Genomic DNA, 21,828 nt, shown 5'->3' with positions numbered 1-21,828 from the left:
TATGACGTGACTCAGACAAGCCCCGCCGCAGCCCCCGTCCACGCCCCGCCCGTCCGGCGCCGCCGTGTGCACCGCGCCTGGTTCGTCGCCGCCGTCACCTTCGTCACGATCATCGGCGCGGCCGCCTTCCGTTCCCTGCCCGGTCTGCTCATCGACCCGCTGCACGAGCAGTTCGGCTGGTCGCGCGGCACGATCGGCGCGGCCGTCTCGCTCAACCTCGCGCTCTACGGCCTCACCGCGCCCTTCGCCGCCGCGCTGATGGACCGCTTCGGCATCCGCCGGGTGGTCGCCGTCGCGCTGACCGTGATCGCGGCCGGCTCCGGCCTGACCGTGTGGATGACGGCGGCCTGGCAACTGTGGCTGTGCTGGGGCCTGCTGGTCGGCCTCGGCAGCGGCTCGATGGCCCTGGCCTTCGCCGCCACGGTCACCAACCGCTGGTTCACCGAGCGGCGCGGCCTGGTCAGCGGCATCCTCACCGCCGCGTCCGCCTCCGGCCAGCTGATCTTCCTGCCGGTGCTGTCCTGGCTGACCGAGCACCACGGCTGGCGCCCGGCTGCCGTGACGGTCGCCCTCGCCGCCCTGGCCGTCGTCCCGTTCGTCTGGCTCCTGCTCCGCGATCACCCGGCGGACGTGGGCCTGGCCCCGTACGGCGCCCAGGAGTTCGTACCGAAGCCGCCACCGGTCACGGGCGCCGCCCGCCGCACCCTGAAGGTCCTCACGGCCTCGGTGCGCACCGGCACCTTCTGGCTGCTCGCCGGCACCTTCGCGATCTGCGGCGCCTCCACCAACGGCCTGGTCCAGACCCACTTCGTGCCCGCCGAGCACGACCACGGCATGCCCGTCACGACGGCGGCCTCGCTGCTCGCGGTCATCGGCGTGTTCGACGTGGCCGGCACCATCGCCTCCGGCTGGTTCACCGACCGCTTCGAACCGCGCCGCCTGCTGGCGGTGTACTACGCCCTGCGCGGTCTCTCCCTGTTGTTCCTCCCGATGCTGCTGGGCCCGTCCGTCCACCCCCCGATGCTCTTCTTCATCGTCTTCTACGGCCTGGACTGGGTGGCCACCGTCCCGCCGACCCTGGCCCTGTGCAGGGAGCAGTACGGCGAGGACAGCGCCATCGTCTTCGGCTGGGTGCTCGCCTCGCACCAGGTCGGCGCGGCCCTCGTCGCCTACCTCGGCGGCCTCGCCCGGGACGTCTTCGGCTCCTACGACCTCGTCTGGTACGCCGCCGGCACGCTGTGCGCGGCGGCGGCTCTGATGTCCCTGGTGATCCGCCGCCGCCCGGCCGGGCTCGCCCCGGCGGTATCCTGAACCCACGTATGACGAAGGGGAAGTTGATGACACTCGGCATGGTCCTCGGCGACGCGTTCCTCGTGCCCGCCCACGCAGGAACCACCTCCCGAGGAGCATGCCGTGTCCGTGTCCATGTCCGTGTCCGTGCCCTTGGTCCGCTGGACCGAGAACGCCCCCCTGTCCGCCCGCTGGCACTCTGAGAGCGGCTTCCCGCCGCCCCGCCGGCTGATCGTCGCCGACGACCGCATCCGCGCCGCCACCGCCCATCGTCTGCTGGCCGAGGGCACCGCCCTGCTCTGGCGGGGCGACTACCACGGCGCGCGCCAGTTGCTGGCCGCACTGTCCCGCCGTATCGACCGCAAGGCACCACAGCAGGCTCCCTCGGCGGCCGAGACCTTCCACCGCGGGCGCCGCTTCCGAGCCCACCGGGCCCGGGTCCTCGGCCGCCTCCTGGTCCTCCTCGAACCCGACCACAGCCTCGCCCTGCGCCGCGCCCCCGACGTCCGCAGCGCCTGCACCGACGCCTACGGCCCACCGTCCGGCCCGACCCTCGTCCCGCTCCGGGAACTCCTGGGCGTCCTCGGCGCCCACCAGTGGCGCGAGAAGGGCGTTCCCGTACCGGCCCTGGCCGACGCCCGGATCCACCCGCACTACGGGGTGTTCGCCCCGGTGCGGGGCGAGTACGTCGAGCTGGTGGCGGAGGCACCGCTGCCCACGGTCAGCCCAGGATGCGGTACCGCCTTCGACCTCGGCGACTCCGGCACCGACGCGGGTGCGCTGCCCGCAGGCCGTACCGGTCTGCCGTGCGGTACCGCCTTCGATCTCGGCACCGGCACCGGCGTGCTGGCCGCCGTGCTGGCCCGGCGTGGGGTGCGCCGTGTCATCGCCGCGGACCTCAGCCCACGGGCCCGCGACTGCGCCCGCGACAACCTCGGGCGGCTCGGCCTCGCGGACCGGGTCACGGTCACCGGTCCGGAGCTGTACCCGCCCGGCCGGGCCGAGCTGGTCGTCTGTAACCCGCCCTGGCTCCCGGGCCGCCCCGCCTCCGCGCTCGACCAGGGCGTGTACGACCCCGGCGGCGCCATGCTGCACGCCTTCCTGGCCGGTCTGCCCACGCACCTGGAACCCGGCGGCGAGGGCTGGCTGATCCTGTCCGACCTGGCCGAACACCTGGGCCTGCGCACTCGCGCCGAACTGCTCGGGGCGATCGAGGAGGCGGGCCTGAAGGTACTGGCCCGCACGGACACCCGCCCCCGCCACCCGCGCGCGACCGACCCGGGCGATCCCCTGCACGCGGCCCGGGCGGCCGAGGTGACGTCGCTGTGGCGGCTGGCTGTGCGCTGATCCTTGGCTCAACGCGGCCGTCGGCCGACCGCCAGCAGATGCGAACTCGCCGCCAGCAGATCCGGGTACAGCTCGGCCATGCGTGCCGCAGTCAGGGCCGACTCGAACAGGGCAGTGTCCCGGAAGCCGCCGCCGGTGTTGCGCTCGGCCGCCGCGAGCATCGACCAGGCCGGGCCTTCGACCCCGAAGACCTCGGCACCATCGAACCCGGCGGCGGTCACTTCGTCGCGCAGCTGCTCGCCGGTGTGGAAGTAGGCCGCTGTGAAAGCCTTTTTACCGTCGTGGATCTGGGAGGGCCGTGTTGTACCCGGCTGCCGAAATGACGAAGCCCGGCGACCGCTGACGCGGCCCCGAGCACGGCCAACGCTGCTGAGGAGCGTCGACATGGCGAACGTTACAGCCCCACCCGAGGACGGCCCACGGGGCGGCATGACGATCCGGATCTACACCGTGAACCACCACGGCACTGTCATCGCGGAGCGCGGCACGGTCAACGTCCCGCCCAGCGATGGGCCGCCACCGCTGAGCACGGCGTTTCCCGCATGCGGCTGCCCGAGCTGCCGCAGGACTCGGACGGCCGCGCAGTGAACGCCACGGCCGAGAGCGGCAACGCCGGCGTGCCCCCGGACATCGGGACGATCCGCGAGACGGCGGCCATCGCGCTGGGCCAGGTCCACGCTCGCCGGAACGCACCCTGATCTGCTCTCCGGGCCGTGTGATCCTTGGGAGTTCCGTCACGGCCCGGATGCGGCTGATGGGAAGACCGAGTCTTGAGCGCACTTCGGATCCGTATACACGTCGTACCAATTGTTCGGATTGGTCTCAGGGCACTTGTCTGGATGGAAGTCGGCATACAGGAAGTGCTGCGACCAGCGCCATCGGTCACCGAACCGTTCCATGTACGAGTAATTTGACCCCGCTTCGACCAATTCAGCCCACTGCCCCTTCACCACCACTTTCTCAAGGCGAGCGGAGCCGACTTTGTTCAGCGTTGATGAATCGGAGTCGTTGAACAGCTCTCCGACCGATTGCGCGCAGGTCCCTGATGCCCGATTCTCCAGCTCTTTGCGGAAGTCCGTGGTCATGAGAGCGCAGACTGTCTTCGCGTCTTTCGACTGGGTAGCTCTGGCCGTTGCAGTCCATGTGTCTCGCACACCAGCTTCCCCCGGGGCGGCGCCGATGTCGGCGACGTTGGACGCTGAGGTGCCCTTTGCCGCCCAGTACACGCCGCCTCCGACACCGGCGGTAAGCAAGGCTGGAAGCGCGATCCACCGCAGGAGTGGTAGTGCGATCCACCATCCGCTGATCTTTGTATTTCGGTTTTCGCTGATGTTGCCGATGCTGCCGGCAGCGATGCCACCGTTGGCGGTGATGGACGTGTTACCGACAGCTCCGTACGACTCGGCAGATGGGCCTGCGGTAGCGCCGGGTGCGGCTAGCCCTGATCCGGACCCGGCTGCCGAGGGTTTCCGGCTGACCCAATCGTCACGTCCCCCATCTTCAGCGCAGCCGCCGAGCCGCCCTCGGCGCGGATATCCACGTTTCCGCCGATGGCCTGGCCGTCGCGGGATGCCGACACTCCACCGCGTCCGGGTCCGGCACTGTCCTGAAGCTCCTTGACCAGATTCTCCAGCGCCTCGGCAAAAGCCGCGTCCCGCTCGCCCGCGTCCTCCAGGGCATCGGTCAGCCGCCGCTGCGTCCGATCCGAGGGCTCCGTCTGCCCGGCCTCGGCCTCCTCCCGGGCCCGTTGCAGCGCAGGGTCCTGCCCGAGCTTGCGGCTGACCAGATCGTGCAGGCGGTCCATCCCGGCATCCAGGCCCCGGTCCACCTCGGCATCCGCGCGCCCCGCCGCCCGGCGGGCTTTGGCCACCAGCCAGGCGAACACGTATCCGACCGCGATCTCCGCACCCGTCACCGCAACCCCCTGACTGCGCTGCCACGCTCCTGCCGCGTCGTGGCAAGCACTGCTAACGCCCGTTTCTGCATCCCCGGTTCTTCCCTCCCCGAAGACGATCTCGTCAGCACAGTAGCGCCCCATCCGGCGTTCGCGCAGCGTCGTGAGGCAACGCGCCGGTCCCTGGAGCCGGTTGTTGCGCACTGGGCACCTCGGCCTCTGTGAAGGCCCCTGGGGCCAACGCGGCCAGCTCTGTGATCAAGGGGGCAAAGAGAAGGACCCGTCAGGGACTGACCCGGGCGAAGCGTCCCCGGTGGAAGAGCAGCGGCTCGGTCGGTTCTTCCGTGGTGCCGAGGGTGTCCACCCGGCCCACGACGATCAGGTGATCGCCCCCGGTGTGCACGGCGTGGACGGTGCAGTCGATCCAGGCGGCGGTACCGGTCAGGCGCGGGGAGCCGGAGACGGGCGCCGCGTCGTACGCCACCCCCGCGAACTTGTCCGCGCCGCTCACCGCGAAGGCCCGGCACAGGTCGCTCTGGCCGGCGCTGAGGACGTTGACGCAGAAGACGCCCGCACGGGCGATGCGGGGCCAGGTGGTGGACGTACGGCCGACCATGAAGCAGACCAGGGGCGGTTCGAGGGAGAGGGAGGAGAAGGACTGGCAGGCGAAGCCGGCGGGGGAGCCGGAGCCGTCGGCGTCCGGTGCCGTGATCACGGCGACCCCGCTGGCGAAGTTCCCCAGTACCCGGCGGAACTCGGCCTGCGGCACCGGCGCCCGCTCGTCCTCCCGCACACACCGCAACTCGGGCCGTGGCAGCGCCTCCACGGGCCCAGGCCCCAGATACCGCACGGCGAAGGCCGCCGCTCCTGCGTGTCCCATCACCCTGCCATTGAAGCTGACGGTACGTCAGGTAACAAGGCTCAGTGGGCGATCGGTGCGCGGGAGGAGCAGAAGGGGTCGGTCGCACCGGGGCGCGGCACGCCAGTGCGATGCCGGTCAGGTGAGGGGGCTGACCGGAAGCGGCCCTCACCGCCCCCGGAACCCCGCCTCCCGGCGCTCCACGAACGCCCGCAGCCCCTCCTGGGCGTCCTCGGTCGCCAGGTTGAGCTCCTGTGCCCAGGCCTCCGCCGTGAACGCGGTGGTGCGGTCCGACTCCAGGGAGGTGTTCACCAGGTACTTGGTCAGGGCCAGGGCACGGGTGGGGCCGGACGCCAGGCGGGTCGCCCACTCGCGGGTCGCCTTCGGCAGGTCCGCGTCGGGTACCACCCTGTTGACCAGGCCCAGGCGTTCCGCGTCCGCCGCCGGCACCGCGTCGCCGAAGAACATCAGCTCCTTCGCCCGGTGCGGGCCCAGCAGGCGGGGGAGCAGGTAGGCGCCGCCGGCGTCCGGCACCAGGCCCCGGCGTACGAACACCTCGATGAAACGGGCCGACTCGGCGGCCAGGACCAGGTCGCAGGCGAACGCCAGGTGCGCGCCGAGGCCCGCCGCCGTGCCGTTCACGGCAGCCAGCACCGGCTTCTCGCAGTCCAGTACCGCCGCGATCAGGCGTTGGGCGCCCAGGCGCAGGACGCGGGCCACGTCGCCCGGGAGCCGGTCGTCGCCACCGGCCCCGCCCCGCAGGTCCGCGCCCGCGCAGAAGCCGCGGCCCGTGCCGGTCAGCACCACCGCCCGGACGTCCGGGGCGGCCGAGGCCGCCGTGAGCAGGTCGATCAGCCGGTCCCGCAGCGCCGGGGTGAGGGCGTTCAGGGCGTCCGGACGGTTCAGCGTCACATACGAGACCTGGTCGCGAACCTCATGCCCGATCCCGCTCACCGGCACACCACCAGCGCGTCCAGCGCCACCGCACCCTGTCCCCGCGGCAGCACCATCAGCGGGTTGATGTCCAGCTCCGAGATGAACCGGCCCAGTTCAAGCGCTATGCGCTGCACCCGCAGGATCACCTCCACCAGTGCCTCCCGGTCGGCCGGCGGGCGGCCCCGGACGCCGTCCAGCAGGGCCCGGCCGCGCAGTTCGGTGAGCATGGCGCGGGCCTGGTCCTCGCCGAACGGGGGGACGCGCACGGCGGCGTCGTGCAGGACCTCCACCAGCACCCCGCCCAGTCCGGCCGTCACGGTCGGGCCGAACAGGTCGTCGTGGGTCACCCCGACGACCATCTCCACGCCCTGCTCGACCATCTGGCACACCAGGATCCCGTCCAGCGAGACCCCCTCGTAGCGGGCGATGTCGGTCAGCTCGCGGTAGGCGTCCCGGACCTGGCTGGCGGACGTCAGCCCGATCTTCACCAGACCCAGTTCCGTCTTGTGGGCGATCTGGGCGCCGGACGCCTTCATCACCACCGGGTAGCCGACCTGGGCCGCGGCGCGTACGGCCGCCGCCGCGCTGGTCACCAGCTGCTCGCGCGGCACCCGGATGCCGTAGGCGCGCAGCAGTTGTTTGGCCGCGTGCTCGCTCAGCTGCTGGCCCGGGCGCATCAGCGCCTCCGCCTTGCGGTACGACGGTGACGGGGTGCGCGGGGCCTCGTCGAAGGGGGAGCGGTAGCCGCTCACGAAGGTGTGGTGGTCCAGCCAGGCGCGGACGGCCGTCAGACAGTTGCCCAGCGTGCGGAAGGTCGCCACGCGGGAGGAGCCGAGCAGCACCTCGCGGTACGCCGCCTCCGTGCCGACCGGCGAGCCCCACACCACGCACACCAGCTTGTCCGTCTCCTCCGCCGCCTCGACCAGGTCCGTCACGAGCTTGTCGCTCAGCGGCGGGAACGGGCCGGTGATCGGGCAGATCAGCGCCCCGATCGACGGGTCGGCGAGGAGAGCGTCGATGATCTTCCGGCCGCGGTGGTCGCCGACCGGGTGCCCGCCGTTGTCCACCGGGTTGGCCACGCTCAGGTACTCCGGTATCCACTGGTGCAGCTCGGCCTGCCTGGCCTCGGACAGCCGGGGGAGCCGCAGCCCGGCCGCCGTGGCCAGGTCGGCGGCGTGGGCGCCGGTGCCGCCGGAGATCGAGTACACCGCGATCCCGTCCGCCAGCGGCGCCCGGGCCCGCGCCAACAGGGCGGCGGTGTCCTGGAGTTCGTCGAGGCCGTCGACCCGTACGACCCCGAACTGGCGCATCGCCGCGTCCACCACGTCGTCGGCGCCCGTGAGCTTGCCGGTGTGCGAGGCGGCCGTACGCGCGCCGGTTTCCGTGCGGCCCACCTTCACCGCGACCACCGGCACCCTGCGGCGGGCGGCCCGGTCGGCGGCCAGCAGGAAGGCACGGCCGTCCTTCAGGCCCTCCATGTAACAGGCGATGGCGCCGACCTCGGGCCGCTCGGCGAACCAGGAGAGGAAGTCGGCGGTCTCCAGGTCGGCCTCGTTGCCGGTGGGCGCCCAGTGGGACAGCCGGATGCCCAGCTCCTGCAGGGCGAAGACGGGGCGGCCCTGGTGCCCGGACTGGGTGATGAGCGCGATCGCCGGGCCGGTCAGGTCGTCCCGGAAGCGCTCGAAGGCGTTGAGGTTGGTGTTGGGGCCGAGAAGACGCAGGCCCGAGCGGCGTACGGCGTCCGTGAGCCGCTGCTGCGCCTCGGCGCCCGTCTCGCCGGTCTCGGCGAACCCGGAGGCGAAGGCGACCGCGAACTTCACCTTGGTATCGGCCAGTTCCCCGATCACCGACAGCGGGTCGGCCACCAGCAGCACCGCCAGGTCGACCTGGTCGGGCAGCTCGGCGACGGAGGCGGCGCAGGGGATGCCGAAGACGGACGGGCGGGTCGGATGCACCGGGTGCACCCGGGCGCCGACGCGCTCCGCCCACGCCAGCAGCTGCCGGGTGATCCCGGTGTTCGGCCGCCCCTCCGCGTCCGAGGCGCCGATCACGGCGACCGACTCGGGCCGGAAGAAGCGGGTCAGGTCGGGTACGTCCGCGTACAGCGGGCGTCCGCTGACGTCGAGGTCGTCCACCCGGTCGTGGACGGCGGGGCCGGGCCGCTGCTCGCCGCAGGCGATGACCCGGGCCCGGCGGGAGTCGGTGGTGAGGGTGCCGTGGGTTGATCCAAGCATCGGTCCGCCCCGCTCCTGTGAGACAGCAAAGTAAACTGACGCTCTGTCAGATTACAAAAGTGATGCTCTGTCAGGAACGGGTCGGACCCGCAAAGTTACCGCCGGGTGTGCAGCTGCGCGGCAACCGATTTCGCGATCTTCCCGGCGTCGAGCGCCATCTCCCGGAACATGCCGCTGATCGGGTTGGTGTAACCCTGGAAGTAGAGGCCTGGCGCGTCGGCCGGGGTGCGGGAGCCGTGGACGACGGGTCTGCCCCGCCCGTCCAGCACCCCGAGGTGCCCCACCAGCCCCTCCAGTGCCCGGGTGTACCCGGTCGCCGCGATCACGGCGTCCGGCTCGATGCGGCTGCCGTCGGCGAGGGCGACCTTTCCGGGATTCCCGTCCTCGAAGGACTCTACGGCGGCCACGATCTCCACCCTCCCCTTGCGTACGGCGTCGATCAGGCCGACGTCCTGGACCGGGATGGCGCCCTGCCTGACCCTGCTGTACAGCCCGGTGTCCGGGCGGGGCAGGCCATGGGCGGACAGGTCCGGCACGCCCACCTTCGCCTGCAGCCGGCACAGCCGGTCCACGAGTCCCACCGGCAGCCGCCGTACCAGCACGCCCGAGTACTGCGCGGGCCAGCCGAGGGTCGAGCGGCGCACGATGTGCGGGACGGTACGGACCGCCAGCCGCACCCGCGCCGCCCCGCCCTCCACCAGGTCCACGGCGATCTCGGCGCCGGTGTTGCCGGCGCCGGCGACGAGGACGTCCCGGCCGGCGTACGGCTCGGCGTTGCGGTAGGCGCCGGCGTGCAGGAACTCCCCGCCGTACTCAGCGAGGCCCGGCCAGTCGGGGATGTGCGGGGTGTGGTTGTAGCCGGTGGCGACGACCACCGCGCTGCCGGTCAGCTCGCGCCCGCCGGAGGCGTGCAGCAGCCAGCCGGTGCCGTCCCCGGTCCGCTCGACGCGGAAGACCTCCACGCCGGTGACGATCTCCAGCTCGTGGTGCTCGGCGTACTTCTCCAGGTAGCGCACCACGTTGTCGCGGGACACCCAGCGCCCGTACTTCCGGGGGATCCTCAGGCCCGGCAGGGCGGACAGCCGTCGGGTGGTGTGCAGGCGCAGACGGTCGTAGTGGCCGCGCCAGGAGGCACCCACCCGGTCGGCCTTCTCCAGGACCACGGCCCGTATGCCCCGGGCCCGCAGCGCGTGGGCGGCGGCCAGGCCGCCCGGACCGGCGCCTATCACGTAGACCGGGCGGTCGGCGGGTGTGGCGGAGAGCGGTACGGAAGCGGAACGGGAGTCGGCCATGTTCGGAGCGTAATCACGCAGGCGGTTGATGGGTCTCGGTCAAGACCGGAATTGGTTGCGGATTGATCACGGGTGTAGGAGAAGTGGGTGGGGCCGGTGACGTAGGACATCTGGTTGTGGCCGTACGGCGATCGGCCCCGCCCTCGCGCCGGGTGCACTCGCAGGTGGGCTTTCCCGGTGATCTGACGTACCGTCAGATGCCATGGACTCGATATGGCTCGACGGCGCTCAGTGGCTGGCGGTGCTGCGGATCGGCCTCGGTCTGTGGTGGCTGGAGAGCTGGCGGCACAAGGACAAGAAGGCCTGGTTCGAGCGGCGCAGCGGCATCGCGTGGGCGGCGGAGATCGCGGAGAAACACCGCTGGGCGCCGGTGCGCTCGGGCTTCGAGACGGTGGTGAAGCCGCATCCGCAGCTGATGGCGTACGTCGTCGCGTACGCCGAACTCTCCCTCGGGCTCGGCCTGGTCCTCGGCTTCCTGACCCCGGTGGCCCTGCTCGGCGGGCTGCTGCTGAACGCGATCTACTTCGTGCTGATGATCCACGACTGGGCCGAGCAGGGCCAGAACTCGATGATGGCGCTGATCTCGCTCGTCGGCCTCTTCGGCATGGCGTGGCAGGCGTGGTCGCTGGACGCGTGGCTGGGCTGGTTCTGATGAGTGCGGTGCGCCACGACCTTCCCGAACCCGACGCCTTCACGCGCCCCTACTGGGAGGCGGCCGGGCGGGGCCGGCTGCTGATCCGCCGCTGCGGGGCCTGCGGCCGGGCCCACCACTACCCCCGCGAGTTCTGCCCGCACTGCTGGAGCGAGGAGGTGACCTGGGAGGAGGCGAGCGGCCGGGCCTCGCTCTACACCTGGTCCACGGTCCACCGCAACGACCTGCCGCCCTTCTGCGACCGCACCCCCTACGTGGCCGCGGTGGTCGACCTGGCGGAGGGCCCGCGGATGATGACGCAGGTGGTGGACTGCGCCGGGGAGGACCTGCGGGCCGGGCTGCCGCTGCGCGTGACGTTCGTGGAGGGGAAGCCGGTGTTCCGCCCGGAGGGCTGAGCTCCCGGGCGAAAACCGGTGTCCCGCCCGGAGGTTGGGGCCGATCATGGGCCGTATGCGCCCTGACGACTGGTATCTCACCGAGGACCTGGACGAGTTCCTCGCCCGCGCCGGCGACTTCCTGCGGTCCCGCCCCGCCCTGCACACGGTCCCGCTGACGGTGGCGGACGCGCTGCGCCGCCGCGGGCTGCACCTCTACGGCGGCCACGCCCCCCTCTTCGGCCTGCTGGCAGCGGACGACGGCACGGTACGGGCCACGCTGCTCCACACCCCGCCCTTCCCGGCCAACGTCACCGCGCTCACCCCGCGGGAGGCCGACGCCCTGGCGGTCCGGTTCGCCGAGCTGGGCCGCACACTCCCCGGAGTCTCCGGGCCGCAGGAGGCGGCGGAGGCCTTCGCGGCGGCCTGGCAGCGGCGCACCGGCACGGAGGTCGCCGTCGGCCGGCGGCAACGGCTCCACCGCCTGGGCGAGTTGACCGTACCGGAGCCCCGGCCGCAGGGGCGGGCGCGGATCGCCGGGCCGGCCGACCGGGATCTGCTGATCCGCTGGTTCGAGGAGTTCGTGGAGATCACCGGCGGCGTCGGCCAGGACACGGGCAACTGGGCCGACGCCCGTATCTCCTACGGCGGCCTCACCCTCTGGGAGGCGGCCGACGGCACCCCGCTCGCCATGGCCGGAGCCACCCCCGAAACGGCCGGGCAGGTCCGCATCGCCCCCGTCTACACCCCGGCCGGCCTGCGCGGGCGGGGATACGCCGGCGCGGCCACGGCGGAGGTGAGCCGGGCCGCGCGGGAGGCGGGCGTGGCGGAGATCCTCCTCTTCACCGACCTCGACAACCCGACGAGCAACGGGCTGTACCAGCGCATCGGGTACCGGCCGGTGGCGGACTTCACGGTGTGGCGGTTCGGGGGCGTTGAGGGATGAGCGGCGGCTCGAAGACGACCGACTGGGGGGACAGGGCGATGATCCTGGTGACCGGCGCGAGCGGAAGGGTCGGAAGGGCGCTGCTCACGTGCCTTCGGGCCGAGGGGACGGCCGTGCGGGCGGCGTACCGCGATCCGCGGACCACGGCCCGGGTGATCGAGGCGGGCGGTCGGGCGGTGACGCTCGACCTGGGCAGACCGGACACGCTCGGACCGGCACTCGACGGTGTCGGGACCGTGTTTCTGCTCGGCGCCACGGGCCCCGACCAGACCACGCACGAACTCAACATGGTCGAAGCCGCCCGTGCGGCGGGTGCCCGGGTGGTCAAGCTGTCCGTCTGGCGGGCCGACGAGGGACTCTCACCGATCGCCCGGCTGCACCGGCCCGTCGAACAGGCGCTGGCCGCGTCCGGACTGCCCTGGACCGTCCTGCGGCCCAACTTCTATCTGCAGAACTTCCTGGGCCAGCCGTCCATCCGTGACGCCGGGGAGTTCTCGCTGCCGCTGATCACCGCACCCATCAGCTTCGTCGACACCGGCGACATCGCCCGGGTCGCCGCGCGGGTCCTCACCACCGGGGGCCATGACGGCCGCGTCTACGACCTCACCGGACCGCGGGCACTGACCTACGCCGAGGCCGCGGAGGAACTGTCCGGCGTCCTCGGCAAGCCGGTGCGCTACGTGGGTCTGCCCGACGACCGGGCGCGCGCGGCCCTGCTCGGCCGGGGCATGCCGGAGTTCCACGCCGACGCCCTGATAGACGTCGCCCGCGCCTACCGCGACGGCGGCGCCGAGACCGTCACGACGGCCGTCGCCGATCTCACCGGCTCGGCACCCCTCGGCTTCGCCGAGTTCGTACGCCGGAACCGCCAGGTCTTCGAGTGACGAGCGCCCGTCCGGCGGGAGCGTCGCCGGCAGCAGACCTCACGGCCACAGCAGCGCCCTGCTCCAGCCGAACTCCGTACTGCGGTACTCCAGGCGTACATGGCGCCGGTCGGGGTCACCCTGGAAGAACTCCACCGTCTCGGGGCGCAGCCGGTACAGCGTCCAGGTCGGGGACGGCTCGGCCGGGTTCTCCCGGGCCCGCTCCCAGGCCGTCTCCGACGCCCGCCGCAGCTCCTCCAGCGAGGGCAGCTCCTCGCTCTGCCGGCCGGTGAGCGCCGCGGCCAGCGCCCCCGTCGAGCGGGCGTGCAGATCCGCCTGGCTCTCCCGGACCGGCGCCGCCGTCACCGGCCCGCGCACCCGCACCTGGCGGCCCAGCACCGGCCAGTAGAAGGCCAGTGCCGCGTACGGATGCGTGCCGAGGGCCCGGCCCTTGCGGCTGGAGCGGTGCGTGGCGAAGGACCAGCCGTCCGCGTCGGCGCCGTGCAGCATCACGATCCGTACGTCCGGCTTCCCCTCCCCGTCCACCGTGGCCAGCGACATCGTGTGCGGCTCCGGCTGCCCGGCCTCCACCGCGTCCGCGAACCAGCTCGTGAACAGCGCCAGCGGGGTCGGCGGGGCCGTGCCGGGGTCGAAGGGGCGCAGGTCCGTGACGTCCGGCTCCCATACCCGCAGCGAGCGGAGCAGTTCGTGGAGATCGTGTTGTGCCATGGGGCGAGTATCGCCCGGTGCCCCTCAGTCCCGGCCCAGCACCACCGTCCCCGACGAGCAGAACCACCCGCCGGTCCCGGAGGCGACGCCGAGGCGGGGCAACGAACCGTCCGGCGCGTGGACTTGACGCTCGCCGCCCTCGCCGCGCAGCTGCCGTACCGCCTCCACCAGCAGGAACAGGCCGCGCATGCCGGGATGCTGGGCGGACAGCCCGCCGCCGTCGGTGTTCACCGGCAGCTGTCCGCCCCGCACCAGCAGCCGGCCCTTCTCCACGAACGCCCCGCCCTCGCCCTTCGCGCAGAAGCCCAGGTCCTCCAGGGTCACCAGGGTCATGTAGGTGAAGGCGTCGTAGAGCTCCGCGAAGTCGATCTCGGCGGGGCGCACCCCGGCCCGTTCGAAGGCGAGACGGCCGCTCACCGCCGCCGGGGAGACGGTGAAGTCCTCCCACTCGGACATCGTCGCGTGGGAGACGTGCTCGCCGGTGCCGAGGATCCAGACGGGCCGCGTACGGCAGTCCCGCGCGTACTCCTCGGCCGCCAGCAGCACCGCCGCGCCGCCGTCCGAGCGCAGGCAGCAGTGCAGCTTGGTGAAGGGGTCGGCGATCACCGGGCCGGCGAGGACGTCGTCGACCGTGATCGGGTCGCGGAACATCGCCTCGGGGTTCAGCGCCGCGTTGGCGCGGGCCTGGACCGCCACCTCGGCCAGCTGCTCGATGGTCGTGCCGTGCTCGATCATGTGGCGGCGGGCGGCCATCGCGTACTTGGCGATCAGGGTGTGGCCGTAGGGCACCTCGAACTGCAGCGGTCCGCGGGCGCCGAAGGAGAGGTCGCCGGTCCTCCTGCCCGCCTTGATGTCCGCCCGTGCCGTCGAGCCGTAGACGAGGAGGACGGCGTTCGCGTGGCCCGCCGCTATCGCGTCCGCCGCGTGCGCCGCCATGACCTCCCAGGTCGAGCCGCCGACCGAGGTGGAGTCCACCCAGGTGGGGCGCAGGCCCAGGTATTCGGCGACTTCGGCCGGGGCCAGGGTGCCGAGCCCGGCGGAGGCGAACCCGTCCACCACCTCACGGCCGAGGCCCGCGTCGGCCAGGGCGCGGCGGGCCGCCTGCGCGTGCAGGGTGTAGGGGGTGGCACCGTCCACGCGTCCGCAGTCGGAGAGCGAGACGCCCACCACGGCGGCTTTCCGGCTTCCCGGAGTCATCAGAGCCCACCTTCCCCTGTGCATATCGTTCCCGGACTCCTAATATGACGGCCCGTCAGATATGGAGGGAAGAGCCATGGACACGCGCCTCACCGCCGAGCAGGGCGAGATCCGCCGCACCCTGCGCGAGCTGCTGCACAAGCGGTGCGGCCCGGCGGAGCTGCGGACCGCCGTCGACAGCCCGGCCGGCCACGACCCCCTCCTGTGGTCCGCCCTCGCCGACCAGCTCGGCCTGCCGGGACTCGCGCTGCCCGAGCGGTACGGCGGTGTCGGCTGCTCGGTCACCGAACTGGCCCTCGCCTGCGAGGAGACCGGCCGCAGCCTCGCCCCCTCCCCGCTGCTCGCCACCTCCGTCCTCACCGCCCCGCTGATCCTCGCCCTCGGCACCGAGGCCCAGCGCGCCGAGCTGCTGCCGCGCCTGGCCGCCGGCACCCGCACCGCCGCCCTCGCCGTCCCCGGCCCCGCCCTCACCACCGCCCTCGCCCTGACCGGCGACAACGGCGGCTTCGCCGCGGGCGGCGGACGGGCCGGCGGGGTCCAGGCCCGGCGCGCCGACGGCGACTGGCGGCTGTACGGGCAGGTCGACCAGGTACTGGACGGGCACAGCGCGGGGCTGCTGCTCGTCGCCGCGCACACTGGGGGCTTCACCCGGTCCCGGACCCTGCTGTTCCTGGTGCCGGGGGACGCGCCCGGTGTCGTACGGACCCGGCAGACCGCGCTCGACGCCACCCGGCCGCAGGGACGCGTGCAACTGCGTGACGTCGGGGCCGAGTTGCTGGGAGCGGAGGAGGCGGACGTGCTGCCGGCTCTGGCCGCGCTCGGGGAGTCGGCCGCGGCCGTGCTCGCCTGCGAGGCGGTCGGGGCGGCCGAACGGGTGCTGGAGCGGACCGTGGAGTACGTCGGACAGCGCGAGCAGTTCGGGCGGCCCGTCGGGTCCTTCCAGGCGGTGAAGCACCGGCTGGCCGATGTGTATGTGGCGGTGCAGGGGGCGCGGTCGGCCGCGTACTACGCCGCGTGGGCGGCCTCGCCGTCGGCGGCTTCCGGGTCGTCGGCCGGCGGTCAGGAGGAGCGGGCCGGCGGGCCGGCGCTCGCTCAGGCCCTGGAGGCGTTGCACCTTGCCGCCGCCGAGGGGATCCAGCTGCACGGTGGCATCGGGTTCACCTGGGAGCACGACGCCCAGCTGTACTTCAAGCGGGCGGCCGGGGACGAGCTGCTGTTCGGGCCCGTGCACCGGCTGCGGGACCGGGCGGCCGAGGCCGCCGGCCTCTTCACGGGCGGCGAGGTGGCGGTCTGATGGCCGGGCTCGGGGTGCGGTTCGTGCAGCGGGTGTCGTCCACCCGGGCCTTCGCGAGGGTCGCCCCGCATCTGGTCCCGCCGTTCGACCGCGCCGTGCACCGGCTCACCCGGGGCCGATTCCTGCTCAGCGCCCAGATGCTGCCCGGGGTGATCCTCACCTCCACCGGTGCTCGCAGCGGACAGCTCCGCAGGACTCCGCTGGCCTGTATGCCCGAGGGTGACGGCAAGAGCTGGATCCTGACCGGCTCCAACTTCGGCCGCACCGGCCATCCGGCCTGGACCCGCAATCTCCTGGCCCACCCCGAGGCGTCGATCAGCTGGAAGGGCCGGGATGTTCCGGTCACTGCTCGGCTGCTGACGGGGGAGGAGCGGGCGGCGGCCTGGCGGGCGGTCCTCGCGTTCTGGCCGCCGTACGCCGCGTACCAGGCCCGGGTGACGAGGGAGATCCGGCTGTTCCGGATCACTGCGGCTCCCTGAGGGGCACGGGGCTGTACCGATATGCGGCTCCACCGTGTGGGCGCGACCGGCCACGACGGCGCCGCTGCCGCTCGACGGCATGTCCCGGCACCCCCTGCGGCGCTAGACCGCGGCCAGGCGCTCCGCCAGGAGCAGCGCCCCGATCCCCAGCATCGCCGCCCCCGACGTACGGGTCACCGCACGAGCCGCGGCCGGCCTCGCGGAGAGCAGCGCGCGGGACAGGACGCCGACCGTGAGGTAGACCACCGCGCAGCACGCCATGTGGAGCAGGCCCATCGCCGCCGTCTGGACCGGGACCGGCAGGTGGGTGCCGCGCAGGGTGAGGAACTGGGGGAGGACGGAGAGGTAGAGCAGCAGGCCCTTGGGGTTCAGTCCGCTGATCGTGGCGCCCCGGAGGAAGAGCCTGCCCTCGGCCGGTGCGGTGTCGTCCGCGCCCGGTATGGCCGGCCGGCGCAGGACGCCCCAGCCCAGCCACAGCAGGTAGCCGGCGCCCGCCACCGTCAGGGCCGTCAGCAGCTGGGGCGAGCCCGCCACCAGGACCGCGAGGCCCGCCGTCGCCAGGGCCGTGTGCAGGGCATAGCCGCAGACCAGGCCGGCGACCGCGCGCGAGACGGGTCGGCCGCGCAGGGCGGTCGCGATGACATACGCCCAGTCGGCGCCCGGTACACACACCAGCAGCAGGTCCACGGCGAGGAAGGAGAAGAGCAGTCCCGAGTCCATGGTGGGGACATTAGGCGTGAATGGCCCGAAAGTGTTCCCGAAGTTTGCCCGTTCTCTCGCACTCTGAGGGAAGATTTGCCACATGGACGACGTGGACCGGAAAATCCTTGCCGAGCTGCAGCAGGACGGGCGGCTGACCGTGACCGAGCTGGCCGCGCGGGTGCGGCTCAGCGTCTCGCCCTGCCACCGCCGGCTGCGTGAGCTGGAGCGTTCCGGAGCCATCCAGGGCTACCGGGCGGTCGTGGACGCGGCGGCGCTCGGTCTGAACTTCGAGGCGCTGGTGTTCGTGTCCATGCGGCAGGAGGACCGGGACACGGTCGCCGGGTTCGAGCGGGCGGTCGGCGAGCTGGAACACGTGCTGGACGCCCAGCGGCTGTTCGGCGAGCCCGACTATCTGCTCCGGGTCGCCACCGCGGACCTCGCGGCCTTCCAGCGGCTGTACGACGAGCGGCTCGCGACCCTGCCCGGGGTGCAGCGGCTGACCTCGACGCTGGTGATGAAGCACGTCGTACGGGACCGGCCGCTGCCCGCATAGCAGAGCAGGCGGTGGCTCACCGCGCGTGAGACGCGAGTGAACCACCGCCTGCCAGACAGGACTTGGGGTTGGATAAGGGACGGTTCCCTACCTGCTCGGCTTCTTTCCGGTCACGCCCAGATGGACCAACAGGGCGAGATTCGGCTTGAGTTCGGCCTGCTTCACACCCCAGGACGAGAAACCCTTCTGGTGCGCCGCCACCGCCGCGAGCATCGCGACCAGTGAACCGGCCACCGCCGCCGGGTTCACGTCCTTGTCGACCCTGCCCTTGGACTGCAGCTCGGCGATGGAGTCGGAGAGGGAGTTGTTCACCGAGTTGAGGATCTTCATGCGGAGCTTGTAGAACCGTTTGTCCCCCTCCGCCGCGCCGAGGTCGACCACCCGCAGGATCGCGTCGTTCTTGCGCCAGAACTCCAGGAATCCGTCCACGAGTTCCTGAGCGGTCTGCCATCCCGACTTCCCGGCCCAGGACCGGCCCTCGAGCAGTTCGGTCAATCCCGCGCCCTCGGCCGCCATTTGCTCGGCGAGCTCCAGGACGGCGCCTTCGACGTCCGGGAAGTACTGATAGAAGGTCGCGGGCGAAGTACCCGCCTTCCGGGCGACATCGATGACCTTGACGTCCCGGTAGGGGGAGGAGCTGAGCATCTCGCTGAGGCAGTCGAGCAGCTTCTGCCGGGTCGCCTGCCCACGCCGGCCGGCCACGCGGCCGTCGACGGTACGCACTTGTCCTGTCATGCCGTCAGCTTACCGACGGGTGATCGGAGCGCGATTCGGCCGACTGCAAATGGGGTGCACGGGTGCTCTGAGGGTGGTGTGCCTGGTCTGCGCGGTACGCGCGGCCCGGTTACTTTGACGGCATGGCCGAAAACAGGGCATCCGGGAATGAAGCGGTGGAAGAGGCTGGAGAGGTGCGAGAGGTGTACGGGGAGGGCGTGCCCTGCTGGGTGGACGCCCAGCTCGCCGACGTCGAGGCCGGCAAGCGGTTCTACGGTGAGCTCTTCGGGTGGTCCTTCGAGGGCGCCTACGGCTCCTCGGTGTGGGCCCGGCTGGAGGGGGAGCCCGTCGCCTCGCTGGCCCCCAAGATCGACGGCCGTATGCCCACCGTCTGGACGGTCTCCTTCGCCACCCCGGACGCCCGAGCCCTCGGCCGGCGGATCACCGAGGCCGGCGGGCAGGTGGTGATGGCACCCTTCCCGGTGGGCGACCTCGGGGTCGCCGCCCTCGCCGCCGACCCCGAGGGCGCGGTGTTCGGGCTGTGGCAGCCGGGCCGGCACCGCGGCTTCGGCCGGCGGCACGAGCCCGGCACCTTCGTCTGGGCCGAGCTGTACACCCGGGACACCGCCGCCGCCAACGCCTTCTACGGCGACCTCTTCCACGAGGCCCTCTTCGGTGAGGGCGCGGAGCCCGACTTCGGGCGCGCCCACGTCACCGAGGTCTTCCCGGCCGAGATGCCCCCGCACTTCCTCGCCCACTTCCGGGTCACGGACCTCGACGACGCCCTCGGGGCCGTACAGCGGCTCGGCGGCCGGGTGCAGGCGCCACCCTTCGAGACGTCGTACGGACGCGTGGCCGTCGTCACCGACAATCAGGGGGCGTCGTTCGCACTGCTGCAGCGCTGATCCGTCCGGTTTGGTCGGATTAGTGGGGAGACACCCCTATTCTCACCGGGTTCGCAACCAGCGGCCCGGCCAGGAAGAATCGGGGTGCGTGCCGCCACGGCGGTGCGGTGGTGAGACGCTGCACTTCGGTCGCGTACATATGTGGGTGGCGCGGCTCGTACGGGGAGGTGGCAGGCAAGTGGTGGATCAGCTGACGCAGCACGATCCGCGGCGGATCGGGCCGTTCGAGGTGCTGGGCCGGCTGGGCGCCGGCGGCATGGGGCTGGTCTATCTCGCCCGCTCGGCGTCCGGCCGGCGCGTGGCGATCAAGACGGTGCGCACCGAGCTGGCCGAGGACCAGCTGTTCCGGGTCCGCTTCACCCGCGAGGTGGAGGCGGCCCGGGCGGTCTCCGGCTTCTACACGGCCGCCGTGGTCGACGCCGACCCGCGCGCCGCCGTGCCCTGGCTCGCGACCGCGTACGTCCCCGCGCCCTCCCTCGAGGAGATAGTGAACGACTCCGGGCCGCTCCCGGCCCAGGCGGTGCGCTGGCTGGCGGCGGGCGTGGCGGAAGCCCTGCAGTCCATCCACGGCGCAGGGCTCGTCCACCGCGACCTGAAGCCGTCCAACGTGCTCGTGGTCGAGGACGGCCCCCGGGTGATCGACTTCGGTATCGCCTCCGGCGTCTCGAACACCCGCCTGACCATGACGAACGTCGCGGTCGGCACCCCCGCCTACATGTCCCCGGAGCAGGCCAAGGACTCCCGCAGCGTCACCGGCGCCAGCGATGTCTTCTCGCTCGGCTCCATGCTGGTCTTCGCGGCCACCGGTCACCCGCCCTTCCACGGCGCCAACCCGGTCGAGACCGTCTTCATGCTGCTGCGCGAGGGCCCGGACCTCACCGGTCTGCCCGACGAGCTGCGCCCGCTCATCGAGGTCTGTATGCAGATGGAGGCCTCCGCCCGGCCCACCCCGGCCGACCTCCAGGCCCAGCTGGCGCCCCATCTCTTCGGCTCCGGCTCCGACGACAGCGGCACCGCCTCCGCCTGGCTGCCCGAGAAGGCGGTCGCCCTCATCGAGGCCCGGGGCCGTGGCGGCCGGCCCGCCGCCAAGCCCGCCCCGGCGCCGACCGGCGGCCCCCGCAGCGGCGGCCGTTCGGCCGTACCCCCGCCGCCCCCGTACGACCCGCCCCTCCCCGCCGGCGCTTCCTCCGTCGTCCCCGACACCGGCCCGGTCCGGCTGGCCGGTGCCCAGGCGCCCATCGGCCCGGGGCCGCGCGTCGCCGACGCCCGCGCCGCCGCCGTCAAGGCGCCCCCGCCGGAAGCCGGCCTGGTCGCCAGCTGGTCCCGCCCGCGCACCGGCGTCGCCGGCACAGACCCCGCCGTAGGCCCTGCCGTACCGCAGGCCCCGCCCCAGCCCCCGGAGACCGCGAGCGGCTGGCGGCCCTGGCGGTTCCGCATGTCCAACGAGGTCTGGGGCACCCCCGCCGTCGACGGCGACCTGGTCTACGTCACCTCCTTCGAGGTGCACGCCCTGGACGTGGGCACCGGCCGCCGCCGCTTCAAGACGAGGGACGTCGCCTGGTCGATGGCCGTGGCGGACGGCCGTATCCACGCCTCCGACGGCCCGACGCTGTTCGCCCTGGACGCCCGCGAGGGCACCGACCTGTGGCGGCTGTCCACGGACGCCTGGGTGTACTCCCTCAAGGCCGACCACGGCACGGTCGTCACCGGCACCCGCGGCGGCGGCGTCCAGGCCTGGGAGGCCGCGAACGGGCAGAAGCTGTGGGAGATCGCCGGCTGCCAGACCGACTTCGAGTCACCCGAGGCCGGCCCGCTCGTCCACGACGGCACCGTCTACGTCTGGCAGGACGCCCGGCTGCGCGCCCTGGAGGCCCGCACCGGCGAGGAGCGCTGGTCGTACCCGGTCGGCGAGGCCGCCTCCTGCGGCGGCGTACCCGTCCGCCTCGCCCCGGCGCCCGACGGCTACGTCTACGTCTCGGCCGGTACCCGCGTCCTCGCCATCGAGGCGGCCAGCGGCATGGTCCGCTGGCACTTCGAGGCGCCCGCGGTCTTCCTGTCCCCGCCCGCCTTCACCCCCGGCCCGGCGGTGACCGGCGGCGGCGTGTACCTCGCGGACTACCTCGGCACGGTCTACGCCCTCGACGCCACCGACGGCCGCGACCGCTGGCGCATCGCCACCGAGGCCCGCTCCTCCGTCGACCCGGTGCTCGTGGCGGCCGGCCACGTCCACGTCGGCAGCGGCAAGGGCCTGTACACCCTGGACGCGGTCACCGGCACGCCCAAGTGGCGCTTCCAGGCGGGCGGCGACGTGGTGGGCGCCCCCGCGGTGGCCGAGGGCCGCATCCACTTCGGATCCACGGATCACCTTCTGTACACGTTGAAGGCCGACGACGGCCGGCTCAGGTGGAAGCTCGCCACCGGCGGCGAGATCACCGGCTCCCCGGTCGTCAAGGACGGGGTGGTGTACGCCTGCAGCAAGGACCGGTGCGTGTACGCGCTGGACGCGGAGAAGGGGACGGGAACGGCACGCACCGCGTGAGGGGTGACGGAGGTGCGTGACGGCCGTCG

General features: G+C 72.8%; 22 protein-coding genes and 1 pseudogene. 12 read left to right on the top strand and 11 right to left on the bottom strand.

Annotation, left to right across the window (positions count from 1 at the left end):
* Positions 1-6 precede the first annotated feature (6 nt).
* Entirely contained in the window at positions 7-1,311 is a 1,305-nt protein-coding gene (locus ABZ624_RS07295) for an MFS transporter (protein WP_360083550.1), read from the top strand.
* Positions 1,312-1,425: 114 nt separating this feature from the next.
* Complete coding sequence (locus tag ABZ624_RS07290; RefSeq protein ID WP_360084063.1) at positions 1,426-2,637, top strand: methyltransferase; 1,212 nt, start codon at positions 1,426-1,428, stop codon at positions 2,635-2,637.
* 8 nt (positions 2,638-2,645) lie between these two features.
* On the opposite strand, the pseudogene ABZ624_RS07285 reads toward ABZ624_RS07290, so the two are convergent.
* A pseudogene (locus ABZ624_RS07285) lies at positions 2,646-2,930 on the bottom strand (SAM-dependent methyltransferase); the annotation flags it as partial.
* A 249-nt stretch (positions 2,931-3,179) separates the two neighbouring features.
* On the opposite strand from ABZ624_RS07285, the gene ABZ624_RS07280 reads away from it, so the two are divergent.
* Positions 3,180-3,335, top strand: a complete 156-nt coding sequence (locus tag ABZ624_RS07280; RefSeq protein WP_360083548.1) for a hypothetical protein — start codon at positions 3,180-3,182, stop codon at positions 3,333-3,335.
* Between the two features lie 36 nt (positions 3,336-3,371).
* On the opposite strand, the gene ABZ624_RS07275 is transcribed toward ABZ624_RS07280, so the two are convergent.
* From ABZ624_RS07275 to ABZ624_RS07250, 6 genes are all read right to left on the bottom strand, one after another.
* Complete coding sequence (locus ABZ624_RS07275) at positions 3,372-3,722, bottom strand: hypothetical protein (protein ID WP_360083546.1); 351 nt, start codon at positions 3,720-3,722, stop codon at positions 3,372-3,374.
* A gap of 350 nt (positions 3,723-4,072) precedes the next feature.
* The gene (locus ABZ624_RS07270) at positions 4,073-4,735 is read right to left on the bottom strand and encodes a hypothetical protein (RefSeq protein WP_360083544.1); all 663 of its coding nucleotides are present in this window, start codon (positions 4,733-4,735) and stop codon (positions 4,073-4,075) included.
* Positions 4,736-4,814: 79 nt separating this feature from the next.
* Positions 4,815-5,411 carry a flavin reductase family protein gene (locus tag ABZ624_RS07265; RefSeq protein ID WP_360083542.1) on the bottom strand — a complete coding sequence of 199 codons (597 nt, stop codon included), beginning with the start codon at positions 5,409-5,411 and terminating at the stop codon, positions 4,815-4,817.
* 147 nt (positions 5,412-5,558) lie between these two features.
* A complete protein-coding gene (locus ABZ624_RS07260; RefSeq protein WP_360083540.1) occupies positions 5,559-6,350 on the bottom strand; it encodes an enoyl-CoA hydratase-related protein in 792 nt (263 codons plus the stop codon).
* Positions 6,341-8,560, bottom strand: coding sequence for an acetate--CoA ligase family protein (locus ABZ624_RS07255; protein ID WP_360083538.1), 2,220 nt, complete (start codon positions 8,558-8,560; stop codon positions 6,341-6,343). Before ABZ624_RS07255 ends, ABZ624_RS07260 begins: the two co-directional genes overlap by 10 nt.
* A gap of 95 nt (positions 8,561-8,655) precedes the next feature.
* Positions 8,656-9,852 (bottom strand): NAD(P)/FAD-dependent oxidoreductase, encoded by a 1,197-nt coding sequence (locus tag ABZ624_RS07250; RefSeq protein WP_360083536.1) that lies wholly within the window; start codon positions 9,850-9,852, stop codon positions 8,656-8,658.
* Between the two features lie 202 nt (positions 9,853-10,054).
* On the opposite strand from ABZ624_RS07250, the gene ABZ624_RS07245 reads away from it, so the two are divergent.
* Genes ABZ624_RS07245 through ABZ624_RS07230 form a run of 4 tightly spaced genes read left to right on the top strand, consistent with a single transcriptional unit; the run spans position 10,055 to position 12,708 of the window.
* Positions 10,055-10,504: a DoxX family membrane protein gene (locus tag ABZ624_RS07245; RefSeq protein ID WP_360083534.1), complete on the top strand. Its 450-nt coding sequence runs from the start codon at positions 10,055-10,057 to the stop codon at positions 10,502-10,504.
* Positions 10,504-10,899, top strand: a complete 396-nt coding sequence (locus ABZ624_RS07240) for a Zn-ribbon domain-containing OB-fold protein (protein WP_360083532.1) — start codon at positions 10,504-10,506, stop codon at positions 10,897-10,899. Before ABZ624_RS07245 ends, ABZ624_RS07240 begins: the two co-directional genes overlap by 1 nt.
* Positions 10,900-10,954: 55 nt before the next feature.
* Positions 10,955-11,824: a GNAT family N-acetyltransferase gene (locus ABZ624_RS07235; RefSeq protein WP_360083530.1), complete on the top strand. Its 870-nt coding sequence runs from the start codon at positions 10,955-10,957 to the stop codon at positions 11,822-11,824.
* Positions 11,821-12,708 (top strand): NAD(P)H-binding protein, encoded by an 888-nt coding sequence (locus ABZ624_RS07230; protein ID WP_360083528.1) that lies wholly within the window; start codon positions 11,821-11,823, stop codon positions 12,706-12,708. The genes ABZ624_RS07235 and ABZ624_RS07230 overlap by 4 nt, the downstream gene beginning before the upstream one ends.
* Before the next feature lie 39 nt (positions 12,709-12,747).
* Here the strand turns inward: ABZ624_RS07230 and ABZ624_RS07225 are convergent, their stop codons facing one another.
* Entirely contained in the window at positions 12,748-13,416 is a 669-nt protein-coding gene (locus tag ABZ624_RS07225) for a pyridoxal 5'-phosphate synthase (RefSeq protein ID WP_360083526.1), read from the bottom strand.
* A gap of 24 nt (positions 13,417-13,440) precedes the next feature.
* Positions 13,441-14,613: an acetyl-CoA acetyltransferase gene (locus ABZ624_RS07220; protein WP_360083524.1), complete on the bottom strand. Its 1,173-nt coding sequence runs from the start codon at positions 14,611-14,613 to the stop codon at positions 13,441-13,443.
* Between the two features lie 76 nt (positions 14,614-14,689).
* On the opposite strand from ABZ624_RS07220, the gene ABZ624_RS07215 reads away from it, so the two are divergent.
* Both ABZ624_RS07215 and ABZ624_RS07210 read left to right on the top strand, forming a co-directional pair.
* Positions 14,690-15,907: an acyl-CoA dehydrogenase family protein gene (locus ABZ624_RS07215; RefSeq protein ID WP_360083522.1), complete on the top strand. Its 1,218-nt coding sequence runs from the start codon at positions 14,690-14,692 to the stop codon at positions 15,905-15,907.
* Positions 15,907-16,386 carry a nitroreductase family deazaflavin-dependent oxidoreductase gene (locus ABZ624_RS07210; protein WP_360083520.1) on the top strand — a complete coding sequence of 160 codons (480 nt, stop codon included), beginning with the start codon at positions 15,907-15,909 and terminating at the stop codon, positions 16,384-16,386. The genes ABZ624_RS07215 and ABZ624_RS07210 overlap by 1 nt, the downstream gene beginning before the upstream one ends.
* Before the next feature lie 102 nt (positions 16,387-16,488).
* On the opposite strand, the gene ABZ624_RS07205 is transcribed toward ABZ624_RS07210, so the two are convergent.
* Positions 16,489-17,106, bottom strand: coding sequence for a LysE family translocator (locus ABZ624_RS07205; RefSeq protein WP_360083518.1), 618 nt, complete (start codon positions 17,104-17,106; stop codon positions 16,489-16,491).
* A gap of 82 nt (positions 17,107-17,188) precedes the next feature.
* Between ABZ624_RS07205 and ABZ624_RS07200 the strand changes: the two genes are divergently transcribed.
* Positions 17,189-17,641, top strand: a complete 453-nt coding sequence (locus ABZ624_RS07200) for an Lrp/AsnC family transcriptional regulator (protein WP_360083516.1) — start codon at positions 17,189-17,191, stop codon at positions 17,639-17,641.
* 87 nt (positions 17,642-17,728) lie between these two features.
* Here ABZ624_RS07200 and ABZ624_RS07195 read toward each other — a convergent pair whose 3' ends face one another.
* Entirely contained in the window at positions 17,729-18,376 is a 648-nt protein-coding gene (locus ABZ624_RS07195) for a TetR family transcriptional regulator (RefSeq protein WP_360083514.1), read from the bottom strand.
* 122 nt (positions 18,377-18,498) lie between these two features.
* Here ABZ624_RS07195 and ABZ624_RS07190 point away from each other — a divergent pair, with 122 nt between their 5' ends.
* Together ABZ624_RS07190 and ABZ624_RS07185 are read left to right on the top strand one after the other, a co-directional pair.
* The gene (locus tag ABZ624_RS07190) at positions 18,499-19,260 is read left to right on the top strand and encodes a VOC family protein (protein WP_360083512.1); all 762 of its coding nucleotides are present in this window, start codon (positions 18,499-18,501) and stop codon (positions 19,258-19,260) included.
* A gap of 178 nt (positions 19,261-19,438) precedes the next feature.
* Complete coding sequence (locus tag ABZ624_RS07185; protein ID WP_360083510.1) at positions 19,439-21,799, top strand: serine/threonine-protein kinase; 2,361 nt, start codon at positions 19,439-19,441, stop codon at positions 21,797-21,799.
* Positions 21,800-21,828 lie beyond the last annotated feature (29 nt).

The organism is Streptomyces sp. NPDC007205, from assembly GCF_040634095.1.
GTDB lineage: Bacteria > Actinomycetota > Actinomycetes > Streptomycetales > Streptomycetaceae > Streptomyces.
Note: the sequence above shows the minus strand (reverse complement) of the source record. Positions and strands in the feature narration are given on the sequence as shown.